11 protein-coding genes and 1 pseudogene are annotated in these 15,300 nt (G+C 55.5%); 10 read left to right on the plus strand and 2 right to left on the minus strand.

Annotated features, from left to right (window positions below):
- Positions 1 to 5: 5 nt before the first annotated feature.
- Positions 6 to 1,007 (minus strand): aldo/keto reductase, encoded by a 1,002-nt coding sequence (locus tag AC6IY8_RS06700; RefSeq protein WP_497777975.1) that lies wholly within the window; start codon positions 1,005 to 1,007, stop codon positions 6 to 8.
- 253 nt (positions 1,008 to 1,260) lie between these two features.
- On the opposite strand from AC6IY8_RS06700, the gene bglX reads away from it, so the two are divergent.
- Positions 1,261 to 3,564 (plus strand): beta-glucosidase BglX, encoded by a 2,304-nt coding sequence (gene bglX / locus AC6IY8_RS06705; protein WP_497777977.1) that lies wholly within the window; start codon positions 1,261 to 1,263, stop codon positions 3,562 to 3,564.
- A 53-nt stretch (positions 3,565 to 3,617) separates the two neighbouring features.
- Here the strand turns inward: bglX and AC6IY8_RS06710 are convergent, their stop codons facing one another.
- Positions 3,618 to 4,781, minus strand: coding sequence for an MFS transporter (locus AC6IY8_RS06710; RefSeq protein ID WP_497777978.1), 1,164 nt, complete (start codon positions 4,779 to 4,781; stop codon positions 3,618 to 3,620).
- Positions 4,782 to 4,902: 121 nt separating this feature from the next.
- On the opposite strand from AC6IY8_RS06710, the gene AC6IY8_RS06715 reads away from it, so the two are divergent.
- The 9 genes and pseudogenes from AC6IY8_RS06715 to AC6IY8_RS06755 all read left to right on the plus strand — a co-directional run bounded on the left by AC6IY8_RS06715 (position 4,903) and on the right by AC6IY8_RS06755 (position 15,193).
- Positions 4,903 to 5,952: a hypothetical protein gene (locus tag AC6IY8_RS06715; RefSeq protein ID WP_497777979.1), complete on the plus strand. Its 1,050-nt coding sequence runs from the start codon at positions 4,903 to 4,905 to the stop codon at positions 5,950 to 5,952.
- A 2-nt stretch (positions 5,953 to 5,954) separates the two neighbouring features.
- Entirely contained in the window at positions 5,955 to 8,255 is a 2,301-nt protein-coding gene (locus tag AC6IY8_RS06720) for a molybdopterin oxidoreductase family protein (RefSeq protein WP_497777980.1), read from the plus strand.
- Between the two features lie 6 nt (positions 8,256 to 8,261).
- Positions 8,262 to 8,330 (plus strand): annotated as a pseudogene (locus AC6IY8_RS06725) (4Fe-4S binding protein); the annotation flags it as partial.
- Between the two features lie 36 nt (positions 8,331 to 8,366).
- A complete protein-coding gene (locus tag AC6IY8_RS06730) occupies positions 8,367 to 8,879 on the plus strand; it encodes a 4Fe-4S dicluster domain-containing protein (protein WP_497778607.1) in 513 nt (170 codons plus the stop codon).
- On the plus strand, positions 8,867 to 9,406 hold the full coding sequence (locus AC6IY8_RS06735; RefSeq protein WP_497777981.1) for a QcrA and Rieske domain-containing protein: 540 nt from the start codon (positions 8,867 to 8,869) through the stop codon (positions 9,404 to 9,406). The genes AC6IY8_RS06730 and AC6IY8_RS06735 overlap by 13 nt, the downstream gene beginning before the upstream one ends.
- Entirely contained in the window at positions 9,403 to 9,714 is a 312-nt protein-coding gene (locus tag AC6IY8_RS06740) for a DUF6755 family protein (RefSeq protein ID WP_497777982.1), read from the plus strand. Before AC6IY8_RS06735 ends, AC6IY8_RS06740 begins: the two co-directional genes overlap by 4 nt.
- 323 nt (positions 9,715 to 10,037) lie before the next feature.
- A complete protein-coding gene (locus AC6IY8_RS06745) occupies positions 10,038 to 12,065 on the plus strand; it encodes an ATP-binding protein (RefSeq protein ID WP_497777983.1) in 2,028 nt (675 codons plus the stop codon).
- Positions 12,066 to 12,314: 249 nt separating this feature from the next.
- Positions 12,315 to 13,676: a sensor histidine kinase gene (locus AC6IY8_RS06750; RefSeq protein WP_497777984.1), complete on the plus strand. Its 1,362-nt coding sequence runs from the start codon at positions 12,315 to 12,317 to the stop codon at positions 13,674 to 13,676.
- Between the two features lie 347 nt (positions 13,677 to 14,023).
- Positions 14,024 to 15,193, plus strand: a complete 1,170-nt coding sequence (locus AC6IY8_RS06755) for a hypothetical protein (protein WP_497777985.1) — start codon at positions 14,024 to 14,026, stop codon at positions 15,191 to 15,193.
- Positions 15,194 to 15,300: the final 107 nt, after the last annotated feature.

Genomic DNA, 15,300 nt, shown 5'->3' on the forward strand with positions numbered 1-15,300 from the left:
TACAACTATCCCAACCATTGCGGGTTTTGATAGGTGCCATCGAAGTGGTGCGTTGTCTTATAAGCCTCGTACTCTCCCGAGCGGGCGGCCTTCGCTGTTTTGGCGAGCAGGGCCGCAACCTCTTTCTCCGCCATGGGCTTGAATCCTCGTGCGGCATCCAGAGCCTGCTGCAAAATCGCCATAGAGTCGCAGCCCGTGATAACGACGCTGGTTGGAAGATTCATTGCATAGTGCAGGCACTCGACCGGGGTCACAGTCTTGCTCTGCAGAATCATGCTATCGCCCATCGATTTCATTCCAAGCACGCCGATATCTTTCTGGCGCAACACTGGAAGCACCTTCGCTTCGAAGCTGTTGAAGTGATGATCCATCACGTTCAGCGGCATCTGCACCGCGTCGAACACGAATTTGTGAGCATCCGCCGTCGATAACATTTTCAAATGCACATCTGGACTCTTGTGCCCCGTAAAGCCGATGTACCGCACCTTCCCGGCCTTTTGTGCCTGGACAACAGCCTCCATGCCACCACCTGGTGCAAATATCCGGTCAGGATCATTCTCTCGAATCACCTCGTGAAACTGCAGTAGATCGATATGGTCCGTTTGCAGACGCTTCAACGACTCATTCAGCTGATTCATCGCTGTTGTCTTATCGCGTCCGTCAATCTTCGTCATCAGGAATGCTTTGCTTCGATAGCTGCTTTCATGAAGCGCGCGCCCTAATCTGATCTCGCTCTCTCCTCCGTTGTAATCCCAGCAGTTGTCGAAAAAGTTGATCCCTTCATCCAGCGCGCGATGAACAATTCGTATGCTTTCCTGCACAGGTAGATCGGACTTTCCGAGGTGATACCCGCCAATGCCGATAAGCGAAACACGCTCACCCGTTCGCCCTAGCGTGCGATACGGCATTCCACTCTTTATTTCCGCACCCCAGGCACTCCGGTCCAACGTCGCGGCTGCCACTGTTGCGGTTGCAATCTCCAAGAATTCGCGCCGAGTCTTCTTCATCTTGCTGATCCCTTTCCATTCGCAATTCTTCAAAACATTATCAAGCGATCATGCACTAGTCGCCGACACTGATTTAGATGCTCACGTGCTTGCTTCGAATTGATTCGCCTCACTTCTACATTCAGGCAGATGCCTTCAGCCCCGCCCCAAATGACCATTCTTAACATTCGAATCCAGCTCTCGATGTGATTTAATTCAGGGGACGTAATCATCGACGCAAATTTTGCGCGCAATCCCTTGCCTTGGAGCTGCGATGGCGAACCCTCGTTCAACTGCTTTGTTACGTACTACACACCTCATCATCCTACTTCTTTCTTACATCTCTACCTCACTTCTGGCCCAGTCACAGCCTGCAACCCCACTCAGCGACAAAGATGTAAACGCCCGCGTAGAAGCACTGCTTAAGCAGCTGACCTTGCGCGAAAAGATCGGGCAACTTACACAGCTAGGGGCCGGCGACAGTGGTGATTTCGGCAAACCAGAAGACCACATCCGCGCCGGGGAGGCCGGCTCAGTCCTATGGACAGTGGACTCAGCGTACATTCATAAGCTGCAAAAGGTTGCCGTCGAGGAAAGTCGTCTCAAGATTCCACTTCTCTTCGGATACGATGTCATTCATGGTTATAACAACACCTTTCCTAATCCTCTCGGCATGGCCGCTTCCTGGGATCCGGCTCTGGTCGAGAAAGCTCAGTCCATTGCTGCCCGCGAGGCTGCGGCAGCCGGAGTCAACTGGAGTTTCGGCCCCATGGTCGATATCGCACTTGATGCGCGCTGGGGCCGCATGATCGAGGGTGCCGGAGAGGATCCATATCTCGGAGCCGCCATGGCGCGTGCTCAGGTGCTCGGCTTTCAAGGCCCGCAACTCGGCTCTCCCAACCATGTCGTCGCCAGCGTAAAGCACTTTGCCGGATATGGCGCTGCCGAAGGTGGTCGCGACTACGACGGCGTGTACATTCCCGAGATGCAGTTCCGCAACGTCTATCTGCCTCCCTTCCAGTCCGCCATCGATGCAGGCGTAGGCACCGTGATGAGCGCGTACATGGATCTCAATGATGTCCCTGCCAGCGGCAATCGCTGGCTGCTGCACGACGTGCTTCGTCAAGACATGGGCTTCAAGGGATTCGTCATCAGTGATGCGTTCGCCGTCTTCAGCCTCGTCGCCCACGGCTATGCCCGTGACGATCAGGATGCCGCGTACCGCGGTCTCCTCGCTGGCGTGGACATGGACATGGGCTCGCAGACCTATCTGCGAAACCTCGAGAAGCTCGTGCAAAGCGGCAAGCTCCCCATGTCCGTCATCGATGACTCTGTGCGCAATGTCCTCGCCATCAAGGTGCGAATGGGTCTCTTCGAGCACCCGTACGGTGATCTTGCGAACATGAAGTCGATCCTTAACGATCCCGAGCACCGCAAAGCCACCCGTGATGCCGCCCAGCGGTCGATGGTACTGCTGCGCAACGCAAACAACACTCTTCCTCTGAAGAAGGACATCCGCTCCGTCGCCGTTGTTGGTCCCATGGCCAACGCTGCCAAAGACATGCTTGGCTCCTGGACCGTCAACGGCTGCGCTCCCGGTGTTACCGTCCTCGAAGGCCTCAAGGCCAAGCTTCCAGGCGCTCACATCGAATACGCTAAGGGCGGAGACATGCAGCGCAAGTACCAGCAGGTCTTCGAGCTTTTCGATGGCAAGCCCGAAGAACCGCGCCTCGTGGATGCTGACATCAAGAAGATGCAGGACGAAGCTGTTGCCCTCGCTCAGAGATCAGACCTAGCCATTGTCGTCGTCGGCGAGAAGCCGTACATGAGTGGCGAGGCCGCATCCCGCGCCAGCTTGTCTCTCCCCGGCAACCAGCAACAGTTACTCGAAGCTGTTGTTGCTACCGGAAAGCCCGTCGTTCTCGTGGTTATCGCCGGACGTCCTCTCGATATCACCTGGGCTTCCGAGCATGTTCCCGCAATTCTCAACGCCTGGTTCCCCGGCACCGAAGGCGGCAACGCCATTGCCGATGTCTTGTTCGGCGATGTAAACCCCGCAGGCAAGCTGCCCGTATCCTGGCCTCGCACGGTCGGCCAGCTCCCGATGCACTATTCCAAGAACCTCACGCAATTACCCGAGACAGCTTCCCAATATCGCTCGTTCTATTGGGACGAATCCACTGCTCCGCTCTATCCCTTCGGCTACGGCCTCAGCTATACCAGCTTTGAGTTCGCCAACCTCAAGCTGAGCAAGCCCTCCATCAAAACCAGCGAAACGTTGCAGGTTTCCGTCGACGTCAGGAACAAGGGCAACGTAGCTGGAGATGAAGTCGTACAGCTCTATCTTCACCAGCGCGCCGGATCAGCTTCGCGCCCGGTCCGGCAGCTTAAGGGTTTCCAGCGTGTCTCCCTTACCCCCGGCGAGAACAAGACCATAACTTTCAAGCTCGGCAAAGACGAGCTGAAGTTCTGGAGTCCCGAAACGAAGAGTTGGGTTGTTGAAACAGAACACTTCGACCTATGGGCGGGCGAAGATTCCAAAGCCACTCTGCACGCCAACTTCGAAATCACTAACTAACGCATTCCCGTTCACGGAAGCAGCCCTGAGCATTTTCCCGGGCTGCTTCTCTTTTAAACAGCTCTTACGACTCTCGCTCTAGCTCCAAACATCAGCACGAGCAGACATATCACGCAGAAGCCCGCGAGCAGCACGAACCCGAGCGTGAACGTGCCGGTACGTTGCTCAATTGCACCCAGCAAAAGCGGCGGGAAGAAGCCTCCCAATCCGCCAGCCGCTCCCACCAGTCCTGTTACGCTTCCCACGGATTTAGGAAAGTACTCGGGAACAAGCTTGAACACGGCTCCATTGCCAAATCCGATTGCAGCAGCCATACTCAGTGCGCCCAACGTGAACCAGATGATGTTCGGAATTGCCAACAGCAACGCGGCAATAGCCGTGAGCGGAAACACGTAGCGCAATACGGTTGCACCACCGACTCTGTCGGACAGAATGCCTCCAATCGGACGCATGGCCGTCGCAAGCACAACGAATCCTGCTGTACGGAATCCGGCATCCTGCGGGGTCAGCTTGTACATTTCTGTCAGGAAAATCGGCAGGTAAATCGACATTGCTACGAAGCCGCCGAACGTCAAAAAGTAGTACAGGCTCAAGATCCAGCTACGGGCATCTCCCAATGGGCGCAACATCTCAGAGAATGACTTTGCAGCAGCGCGCCTTGGCGCGTTACGTGCGCTCGCATAGAAAATCACCATCCACACACATAGCAGGATTCCAAACAGCCAGAATCCCCACTTCACCCCGTAAGCCTTCGCTATGAAAGGAGCTCCAAATGCTGCGAGAGACTGGCCAATATTGCCCGCCCCATAGATCCCAAGCGCGGAGCCCTGCTTCTCTGCCGCAAACCATCCGCTCACAAACGCAACGCCAACCGAAAAACTTGCGAGCCCAATTCCGATAAGAAAACCGTACGCGAGCAGATGCGTGTAATCCTTCACGCCGCCCATCAGGAACGCTGGAATCGCTGAGGCGAGCATCACGACTGTAAAAACGATGCGGCCCCCGTACCTGTCTGTCAGCATCCCAAGCGGAATGCGCCCCAAACTTCCAAGCAGCACCGGGATCGCCACAGCAATGCTTTTCTGTACGGACGTTAAGTGCATTTGCTTGCTGATGATTGGCATCATCGCCGACATCGTGCCAAATACAGCAAAGCACAATGCAAAGGCGCCCGTGCCGAGTGTCAGCTGAACAGACGGAGACGTTCTCTCAGGCATGCGGACTTTAGATGCTGCACCTTCAGCCGCCGGAAATCGGCTGCGAATTTTAACTCTCGGTGCACTCTGCGCCCAGTCAGCACATCAAAGCCGAGATACATGCAACGCCAACGGGTGAAGTGTGCGCAGTAAGGGGCCAGCAGCGTTCGCAATCTTATCGGCTCTCGTGCTTCTCGCGCTGATCTATCTCGGTTCGCGCGGATTCCGGGACTTCGATCCTGCCCTAATTGGCTACGCTGTGGCCACCATCTTTGCCACCGCTGCCATCGTGTATCGCTACTGTGTGTGGATTACACGTCCTCCCACCTGGCGATATTTCCGCGCAGGTTGGCTCAACTTCTTCTCGTGGCAAAACTTTCGTAGATACACTTTGCTCGTGCCGCTCACATCATGGCGCGACATCTTCGGGCAGACTTTCCTGTTGCATCGGAGCTTTGAACGCTGGCTGATGCACATGTGTATCTCCTGGGGCGTCGTACTCTCGTGCTTCATTACATTTCCGCTCACGTTTGGCTGGATGCGATTCACCTTGGTTGGCTCCGATCGATATCAGCTCTGGATGTGCGGCTTCCCGATGTTCCGCTTCGCCATAGAGGGTCCTATCGGATTCATGCTCTTCCACGGTCTCGATATCACCGCCATCATACTCATGGTTGGTCTCGGCATCGCGCTCAAGCGCCGTCTTGAGGATGTCGGATTGCGAACGACACAACGCCTCGGCTTCGATCTCGTGCCGCTCGTTCTGCTGTTCGCAATCGCTGTCACCGGACTTGCTTTGACTGCATCATCCACTTGGTGGCAAGGGCGCTACTACTGGTTCATTTCGCTCACACATCAGGTGATTGTCGTCGCGTGGCTCCTTTCGATTCCGTTCGGAAAGTTCTTCCACGTCATTCAGCGCCCTGCCAGCGTCGGCGTGACCTTGTACCAGACTGTGAATCAGGGCCTTGCGGAGAGCGAAAGAGATGACGCGCACACGGTCGGTTGTCGCAGGTGCGGCAGAGAGCTTCCTTCGAAGCAATTTATCGAAGACCTCAAGGCCACTCTCGGCGAACTCGGCCAGCGATATCAATTGGCGGATGACAGTGTCCTTCAGGACTTCTGCCCAACCTGCAAGCGACTCGTGCGTGGTCAGTCGTACTACAACTCAGTCGGAAGAAAGTTCGTGTAGCAATGACGGTCAACAAAGATACTTTTGATCCGCAACGGGAACCGAATTACGACTTTCAGTCCACAGGCAAACCGCCGAGTGGCTGGGCCAAGTCCGATGAGCTTCCCGAAACACTGGTACCTACTCACTGCTGTTTCTGCGGCGTGCAGTGTGGCATGTATCTTCGCGTAGCCAATGGACAGGTCACCGGTGTTGAGCCACGAGACTATCCTCACAATCGCGGAGCATTGTGTCCAAAGGGTGTTGTCGCTTATCAACAGGTGAACCATCCAGATCGCCTTCGCCACCCCATGATTCGTCGTGGCGGCAAAGGCGGCAAACTTGAACGCGCCAGTTGGGATGAAGCGTACGAATACATTGTCCAACGTTGGAAGCAACTGCAGGAGCAGTACGGAAAAGACTGCCTTGCCGTTTACAGCGGCTCGTCCATGACGAATGAGAAGTGCTATCTCATGGGGAAATTCGCCCGCGTAGGCCTGGGTACACGACATATCGATTACAACGGGCGGCTCTGCATGTCTTCAGCAGGAGTCTCATACGCGAAGGCGTTCGGACTCGATCGCTCACCAATTCCGATGCCAGATATTGCACTCACCAACTGCATTCTCGTCGCCGGCTCCAATGTTGCCGAGTGTTTCCCAGTGATGATGCAATGGCTTTGGCGAGCCCGGGACAATGGGGCAAAGCTCATCGTCATGGATCCCCGTGAAACTCCGACCGCTCGCACCGCCGACCTCTGGTTGCCATTACGTCCCGGAACAGATGTTGCCATACTGAATGCAATGCTTCGCCACATCGTCGCAGAAGGACTCATCGATGAGGAGTACATCGCGAACCGCACCCGAGATTGGGACAAAGTAAAGCAGGTGATCGAGCCGTTCACGCCTGAGGTCGCCGAACGAATCGCAGGCGTCCCAGCAAAGCGAATCATAGCGGCAGCCGAGATATTCGGACGTGCGCCACGCTCCATCGTCATGCATGCCCGCGGAATCGAACATAGCACGCACGGCGTGGACAACTGCCTTGCATGTATCAATCTCTCGCTGGCACGTGGACAAGTAGGAAAAGTAGGCGGCGGCGTGATGATGATCACCGGCCAGGGCAACGGCCAAGGTGGAAGAGAGCACGGACAGAAGGCTAACCAACTGCCGGGCTATCGCCACATTGACGTTCTCGCAGAACGCGAGGAAATTGCGAAGATCTGGGGAATCCCCGAATCCGAAATCCCCGGCGAAGGCGCGGCCGCAACCGAGATGGTGAAGCTGATGGCCACAGGCGAAATCAAGAGTTGCCTCATTGTTTGCTCGAATCTCATGGTCAGTCTCCCAGACAATGCTGTTGTCGCAAAAGCACTCGATAACCTGGATCCCCTGATTGTCATCGACTTCTTCTTGTCCGAGACTGCTGAGCGCGCCGACGTTGTTCTTCCCGGCTCTGTGTGGTGTGAGGATGAAGGAACGACCACCAACCTTGAGGGTCGCGTCGTCAAGATCAACCGCGCTGCCGCCCCTCCGGACGAGGCGCTTCGCGATTGGGAGATCGTTTCAGAGTTGGCACGCCGCATGGGGCGCGGCCAGTTCTTCGATTACAACTCGAGTCGCGAGATCTTTGATGAAATCCGTCGCGCATCCAAAGGCGGTGTCGCCGACTACTCCGGCATCACCTGGGAGAAAATCGACCAGCAGAACGGCGTCTTCTGGCCATGCAAAAGCGACGACGATCCGGGGATTCCGCGACTGTTTGCTGAGCGCTTTGCGCACAAGGATGGCTTAGCGCGATTCCATCCTATCGAGTACCGCCCCGCTGCCGAAGAACCCAGCGAGGCGTTTCCCTTCCGACTCACTACCGGTCGAGTCGTCTATCACTACCTCAGCGGAAACCAGACACGTCGCCTGGGTTTCCTGAATGATCAAGCTCCCGAGCCGTGGGTGGAGATTCATCCCAAGGCAGCGGAAAAACTAGGCATCGCGCACGATAGCCGTGTTCGCGTGCGAACTCCGCGAGGATCCATGGAACTCAAAGCGGTCGTAGCACCCACCATTCGGCCCGATACGTTGTTCATCCCTTTCCACTACGGCCACAAGCAGGCGGTGAACCAGCTTACAAATCCCGCCGTTGATCCGACTGTGAAGATACCGGAATACAAGGCGTGCGCAGCTACCGTGGAACCAATTGGCTCGTCGATCCCGACAACTGCGCAGCACGCCACCGAGAACTTCACCGCAGAGAATGCTCCGAGGATGTTTCCATATTCCGTCGGGGAGACCAAATCGCCGCCCGAGAAGCAGGGAAAGGAATTCTAGCCAACAATGCCAATCGATACTCTGTTCGTCGATCCGTCGCGATGCATTGGCTGTCGAGCCTGCGAAGCGGCGTGTCGTGAATGCGACTCTCACAAAGGAGAAAGCATGGTCATGGTTGACTTCATTGATCGTGCCTTCAGTGTCGCAACTCAACCCACGGTCTGCATGCATTGTGAAGACCCCGTCGCTCCGTGCGCGCAGGTCTGCCCCGTCATGGCCATCCTCATAACTCCAGACGGAGTCGTGCAGCAAGCTGACACGTCGCGTTGCATCGCGTGTCGCAACTGTGTTTACGCATGTCCCTTCGGTGTTCCAAAAATTGATCTATCTGCGAGGCTGATGAAGAAATGCAATCTCTGCTACGACCGCACATCGCAGGGACTACAGCCCTGGTGCGCGCAAGCCTGTCCCACGGATGCGCTCTGGTATGGAACCTACGAGCAATTTGCGAACGAACGAAACGGAACAGCACTTCGTCGAACAGAGTTTGGAACTCAGGAGGTTCGCACGCGTGTCTATCACGTTCTGCCAGCGCCAGCGACGAACCTGCAAGTCACGCCTGAGGCCGAGGGCGTTCGAATTTCCGGTGCAGGTGCTGAGGAGGAAGAGCCGTGGGTAGTCTAGACAACATGAAACCAGTCGAGCAGCAGCAACCAGAGCATGACAGCACACAACAAGCACAATGGCCGTCGCAGTTTCCTTACCATTGGGACTCCGATGAACTTGTGTCCCGTAGAGAGCTGCTGAAGTTTGCCGTTTACACCTCCGGCACTCTGTTCTTTGGCACTGCCCTGCTCGCCCTACTTGGACGTCTTCATCGGTCCCCAGAAACCAGCCAGCAGGCAATCGCCTCCATTGCAGAAGTGCCACAGGGCGAAGCGGTGTACTTCCATTATCCCGGCCCACAGGACCAAGCTGTGCTTCTGCATCTCAATGATGGGCGGTTTGTTGCCTATAGCCAAACCTGCACACACCTTTCCTGTTCTGTCTATTACCAGAAAGATCGAAACCGGCTTTACTGTCCCTGCCATGAAGGCGTGTTTGATCCTACGACTGGTCAACCCGTAGCGGGGCCACCCGTTCGTCCATTGCCCAAGGTCAAACTCCAGTCCGACGGCACGCGTCTCTACGCAATCGGAGTCGAACAGTGAGTGGACTTACTCGTCGCAACAATTCTTCGGGACGAGAAGCTCGCAGGCAAGTTTCGCCTCCGCCCGGTGAAAGCAGCCTAGTCGGAGCCGCGCTGGCCATCGGCATTTTGCTTATGGGAATTCAGCTTTGGCTGCTCACCGTAGCACTCGAAGAATTCGAGCGGCACAACTATGGCCAAATCTACGCTCTGGCTGCCATCTCAGCCCTCATTTTCCTGGGCGGAGTCATCATGCTGCGAGTCCTCCACAGAGCACCTTCCGTGCGCCGTACCTCCGTGCCGAGCCCCTCTTCCGACCGGGCCAACTGAGCGGCCACCCACGGTATACACGCTCCAACCGCTACGGCAGGACGCACTCCAGCCATCCTTTTCGATTGCCAAATTCGAAACTGCTGCTCGGCGCAGGCACTCTGGATTGCAACCAATGTGAAGTGCTCAGCCAATTCGGCTGACGGATATTGCATCTTAGACCTGCATGTTTGTGCAACAACCCGCTATTAGTACGAGTTGTGCGGCGCCTGAATAGTTCTCACTCTTCAAGCCTCCAATTGATCCCGCCTGAATCGGGGAACGCGTTGATGCATCACCAAGATATGGCAAACCGGTTACCTATCCACGTAAACAGAGAAGAGATGGGCCTTTTGCAGGCTGCACTCATCGAGATTGGGTTTGCTCACGATGTTTCATCCGCGTGCACAGCGATGCTGCGTCTTGTATGCGAGGAGACCGGGTGGAGCCTGGCTCAGGCGTGGCTCCCTAACGAGGCAGGAACTGTGCTTGAGCGTCATGCGCTCTGGGTCAACAAGGAGAACGGCAAATTCGAGGAATTCATAAATACCAGTGCTGGCATCACTTTTCAGCCTGGAAAGGGACTCCCCGGTCGTGTCTGGTCTCTTCGGTCCCCTCTCTGGATCACCGATCTGAGTCAAGAGACGAGTTTCCCTCGATTCGCCGTCAGCAGGACCGCTGGCGTCAAAACGGCACTCGGAGTTCCAGCGCTTGTTGAAGGTGAAGTAGTAGCCGTGCTTGAGTTCTTTCTTCCTGAGAAACGCGATCAGGATGACGAAATGACGGTGCTCATCGCGACGGTTGCTGCCCAACTTGGGTGGGCAATCCGTCACAAGCGGGCGGTGGACCGTTTGCGCTGCAGCGAAGAGCGGTACCGGGTGCTGGTGGACAACGCTCCGCTTTGCATTCATGAGATTGATCTGCAGAGAAGATTGATAAGCATCAATCCTGCCGGTCTGAAATTGCTCGGCGGGTCAGAGGCAAGGGACGTGTGTGGGATGTCTGCTCTGAACCTGGTTTCTGTTGAAGACCGCCCCAGGGTGGCAGCGTTGCTGGATCGTGCTTTTGTCGGAGAATCTTGTGAATTCGAATTTGCCACTGCTGATGTGCGTGGCGAGCCCCGGGCTTTTCTGTCTTCTTTCATTCCGCTTCGCGACACAGAGGGCAGGGTGCGTACAGTGCTCGGAACATCTCAGGACATCACTAATCGCAAGAGGGGTGAAGAACAACTACGGCAGTCGCAGAAGATGGAAGCAGTGGGGAGACTGGCAGGAGGAGTGGCGCATGACTTTAACAATATTCTGAATGTAATCATCGGCCATGCCTACTTGCTGCAGAGCGCCATCACTCCTGAATCGAGTCAGAGCATTACTGAGATTCGCAAAGCCGCTGAAAAAGCCACCTTACTCACTCGACAGTTGCTGGCCTTCAGCCGAAAACAGGTAGTGCAACCGCAACCTCGCGACTTGAATGACATTATCGCGGGAATAGGTGAAATGTTGCGACGTCTAATCGGCGAGGATGTGGAACTGCGGATCAATCCTGGGCGTGATGTGCCTTGCGTTACGGCTGATGCGGGCGAAATTGAGCAGATCATCATGAACCTCGCGGTAAACGCGCGCGACGCGATGCCGAAAGGAGGAACGCTGAGCATCTCCACCGATCGCGTGGACATCGCGGAAGACCGCGCGATAGGCGTCGACGTCTCCCCGGGAACATATGCCGTAATGACAGTGGCCGATAGCGGTCAAGGCATGGATATGAAGACTCAGGCGAGAATCTTCGAACCTTTCTTTACCACGAAAGATCCCGGAAGAGGGACGGGGATTGGCCTGGCGACAGTCTCAAGAATCGTGCGGCAGAGCAATGGGCACATTTCAGTAGATAGCGAAATCGGGGCAGGCACTACGTTCAAGATCTATTTCCCGGCGACTCACAATTCCGCGGCCGCAGTCGAGCAACCTGCCGAGGTACGATCTCAGAACACAGAATCCGAAACGATCCTGCTCGTTGAGGATGACGAGAGTGTTCGCAGATTGACTAAGCAACTGCTGGAGGCGCAAGGCTACAAGATCATCGAAGCAGAAAACGGCATGTCAGCTCTTGAGCTCGCTTCCTCGTATTCGCGAACAATACACCTCCTAATTACCGACATGATCATGCCAGGAATGCAGGGGCGCGAGGTAGCAAGCCGTCTGCGACAACAGCGGTCCCGAATGAAGGTGCTTTACGTAACGGGGTATGCGGATGAGAGTGCGATGAACAATGACGCCACGGTTCTGGAGAAACCTTTCACGCCTGACGAATTGGTCAGAGTTGTCCGAGATGTTCTCAGTTGTTCTGACGATATCGAGATGTCACAAATAGGCTAAGCTCCTTGCGCATGACATCGTAAGCTTCACGCGAGAGTGACATTCATGGCCCCGGGCGAGTCGACAAATCGATCGGCAGAGGTCCAGCAAGTTGGCAGCAGGACAAGCGACATCCTGTCTGCGCAAATCGCACTGTTATATGCAAATTCAAATCTCGCGGCTGGAACCTCAATCATTGCTGCGACAATTCTGAGTGTGCTTCAGTGGCCAGTCGTGCCGCACTTCGCAATCCTCGCGTGGTGGCTTTACATGATCTTGGTATGGGTGGCAAGGCACGCACTCGTACGACGGTATTTGATTCGTTCTGCAACCCACATCAACAATACAGTGTGGCTTTCGGCGTTTGCTGTCGGCAGCACTGCGGCGGGCGTGGGATGGGGTGGAGCAGCGGTTCTCTTGTTTCCGCGAGGGCACCTCAGCCATCAGGTCTTCCTTGTTTTCGTTCTAGGCGGAGTGATGCTTGGTGGCTCATCTCTGCTTGCGTCCAGGCCTGAGGCATTCCTGACATTTTTGATTCCTGCGGGCCTCGGTCCCACTTTGCGTCTCATCCTGCAAGGCGATGAGACACACGTTGCCATGGGATTGCTGACAGGCGTGTTCACAATTGCCACCATCATCACCACGCGGAGGATTTATCACACAATCCTTTCATCGCTCCGATTGCAGTTCGAGAATCGTGACCTGTTGGAAGATCTTCAGATCGCAAAAGACCAAGCCGAGGCACTCAACCAGAAACTGGAATTCAAGGTTCAGGAACGCACCGCCGAACTGCGCAATTCCACCGAACTGCTGAGAGAGGAGGTTGCAGAACGCAAGCAGGTAGAAAAAGATCTGCTGCGCGCGCAACGGGCGCTTCTTGACAGCGAGAAGTTATCTGCAACCGCGAGACTCGCCGCGACCATGGCCCATGAGATCAACAACCCACTAGCTGCAATCACAAACCTGATGTACTTGCTTGCTCCGCTGCAGACCTCCCCCGAGGCGCAGAAATATGCCTCCATGCTGCAAGATCAGGTAAAGGGACTTAGTCGCATTGCCACCCAGATGCTCAAGTTCCATCGCGATAGCAATCGGCCTACAGAGTTCAAGCTCAGTGCTGTGCTCAAAGACGTATTGGAGTTCTATCGTCCACAGGCTGAAAAACAAGGAACCGTTGTTAACCTTCGCACCGAGACAGACGCGCCATTTGTAGGCTTCAAAGGCGAAATCGTTCAAGTCATAACCAACCTGGTGCTCAATGCTCTCGACGCTACACCCGTCGGCGGACAGATCACCGTTCACTTGTACTCGGCCCCACCTTGGCTTTGCGAACTTCATAATCGTTGCGGGTATTGCATCTCCGTCGCCGACAACGGCAGGGGTATTGACCCTCAACACCGTGCGCGAATCTTTGAGCCTTTCTTCACCACTAAAGGGGACAAAGGAACAGGTCTTGGGCTGTGGGTCTGCAAGGGCATCGTGAACCGAGTCGGCGGCACAATGCGCGCCTGGAGCTCTCGCCATGACGGCAATTCGGGCACATGCCTCTGGGTATTTCTTCCCGCCGAAGGGACAACATTCACACACCATCGTCGCCGCTATGAAATCGACGCGCACGAGACGAAAGCATGAGGCTGCGACTCTGAAACCATACCTTCGCGCCGATTTGATCACCCGTTTCCCCGCAATCTTGTCATAGCCCATCTTCCCGAAACACCTGCCTCAATCTTCTGGCTGAACGTTATCAAATCTGTTTGAGCTTTTTACCTGGCCTTAACAAACCACAACATCAAATCTAGAGTTGCCGCCGATAAATCGTGTCCGTGTCTTCGATGAGTTAGCGTTGCAGCGATATCCGCTGAGTTTTACTCCTATTGCCAATAGCTCTGAACCGTGATTTTCACCGTGGAGGTAACAAATGGGTCAGCTTTCGACTGTGCTCCAACCATTCCGCAAGTTCGTCATGTCAGCTGTCGTACTTGCGTTTATCACCTTGGCCATCAGCGCGCTCAACGGCCATCAGCGCGCTCAACGCAGAGAATGGGATCAGCAACGCCACTGGCAAGAACAAGGAATACCCATATGGGGTTAACCAGCAGAGCAACCGCCGCTACGCAATCGGTCTCTGGGGTGACCTGCCTTATTCCGCCGAACAGGCCGCTGTTATCCCGAAGCTGATTGGCGACATGAACTCGCAAGATCTCGCCTTCACCGCCCATGACGGTGATCTGCGCCAAGGCAGTGGGTCGCCGAACTGTGCCGATGGCAGCATTTATGCCCGGGGTCTCTCATACTTCGATAGCCTCCATGCTCCCGCCATCTTCACACCAGGCGACAACGACTGGACCGATTGCGATCGCAAGAGCCTCGGCATAGACGGAAGGAACTCTCTCCAGGAGCTCGATGCCGAGCGCGCATTATTCTTCAACACGCCCTACACACTAGGCCAAACCCATTTCCTCCAAGAGGTTCAGGCAACACCGCTGTGCAAGGGCTTCGGAAGCACCAATGGCAATCTAGGCCCTTCTAGCGACGTCACCAAAACGCAGACTGCCACCTATACCGACGTTCCTTGTGTCGAAAACCGCCGCTGGATTGTTGGAAGGGTGATGTACGCAACGATCAACATTCAGGGCTCCTGCAACAATCTATGCGACGACTACCCGGATCCTGTGGAATACGCTGTCCGCAACGCGGCGGACATCCAATGGATGAAGGACACATTTGCCAGGGCCGTCGAGCAGAATTGTGTAGCCGTGATGTTCATTACGCAGGCAGATCCCGGCTTTGATGATACGGACGCCACCCGTGCACCGACGCGAAACGCCAACACCCTCGTCGAAGACGATGCGCAAAAGCTCACCGACGGATTCCATGACTTTTTAGTCGCGCTTCGCGCCCAGGTGATCGCGTTCGCCAAGCCCGTTGCCTATGTGCACGGCGACTCGCACTACTTCCGCATTGACAAGCCGCTGTTGGACAGCACGGGCAAACGCGTGACCAACTTCACGCGCGTCGAAACCTTCGGCGACCACCAACCCAATCTCGGCGACGTGAATTGGCTCAAGGTCAACGTCGACCCGTCCAGCCGTGAGGTGTTCTCTTACGAGCCACAAATTGTGAACAGCGATCCCGTGCTCGCCCCCTAAGAATTCTCCTCTGCTATAAGGAACCTGCAGCGAACCGCGTCCGAGCGCACACTTGGCCCGGTTCGCTGATGTATTTCCCTGCCACCCTCCCGACAGCCCAGCTCCAT

This window comes from Koromonas soli (genome assembly GCF_059726265.1).